Here is a 1,020-nt window from a genome sequence, read left to right on the forward strand (position 1 = left end):
AGCAGCATTAGGGCACGAATTATTTGCTAGTTTAAAAATCTTGGGCATGCATGCGAATCGAAAATGTTTGGAATTGAGTGTCACACCAGCAAAAAACACATCCCAATAAATACAGTGCAAAAACAAAGGCTTATAAGCCGCATAAAAAACAAATGGCGAATGCCTGATCTGGATAGCCTGATCTGAATAAAAGGTAAAGCAAAAAGATAAGGCAACAGTTAATGTGGACAGGTGAAAAAATGGATTCGATTGAAAATAACAAGTCAATGCCAATGGCAAAGAATGGCGACAGGGTAAAGGTTCATTACACAGGCACATTTGATGATGGCGAAAAATTTGACTCTTCTGAGGGAAGGGAGCCGCTGGAGTTTGTTGTTGGCAGTGGCAGCGTTATTAAGGGCTTTGAAACAGCAGTAATTGGGTTGTCTGTAGGAGAGGAGAGAAATGTCAGCATAAATCCTGAAGATGGCTACGGGCTAAGGTCTGAGGAGCTTGTGCAGGAGCTGCCGCTGGAGGGAATGAAGGACGCTGACAAGTTCCAGGAAGGGATGATGCTGACCTTAAGGGATCCTGAAGGCAGTATGATGAACGCAAGGGTTGCAAAGATTGAGAACAATAAAATGACGCTTGACCTTAACCACCCGCTTGCAGGAAAAACCCTCAATTTCTCAATAAAGCTTGTTGAGATTTGCTGAGCCGCAGAATTAAGCTCATCATTCTGTCCGGATTTTTCCGGTATTTTTTCCAATACCTTTATAAATTTCTCTGCTATTGTCAGGAAGTATGGCAAGCAGCCAGGAAACCCTCATCACATGCAAGCGCTGCAGCAACAAAGTGCCTGTGAGGGAAATGAAGTACGACATGAACGGCAGGGATTTAATCTGCGGCAGATGCTATGAGCTGAAGGTCGCATCAAGCCAGAAGCCGTCAACCGCAGGGCAGTATGCTGAAAGGCCAAAGCTCAGCCTCGAATTCACTGACCCCCTGGAAGCCAAGCGGGAAGTAAAATATTTCTGCACA

Annotated in this window: 2 protein-coding genes; both read left to right on the top strand. The window is 44.8% G+C overall.

Annotated features, from left to right (window positions below; translation table 11 throughout):
- Nucleotides 1–266 precede the first annotated feature (266 nt).
- Nucleotides 267–695, top strand: a complete 429-nt coding sequence (locus tag FJZ26_06325) for a peptidylprolyl isomerase (protein ID MBM3230022.1) — start codon at nt 267–269, stop codon at nt 693–695.
- 88 nt (nt 696–783) lie between these two features.
- Nucleotides 784–1,020, top strand: a 237-nt coding sequence (locus tag FJZ26_06330) for a hypothetical protein (GenBank protein MBM3230023.1), incomplete at its 3' end; no start/stop codon positions are given.

This window comes from Candidatus Parvarchaeota archaeon, assembly GCA_016866895.1.
GTDB lineage: Archaea > Micrarchaeota > Micrarchaeia > Anstonellales > VGKX01 > VGKX01.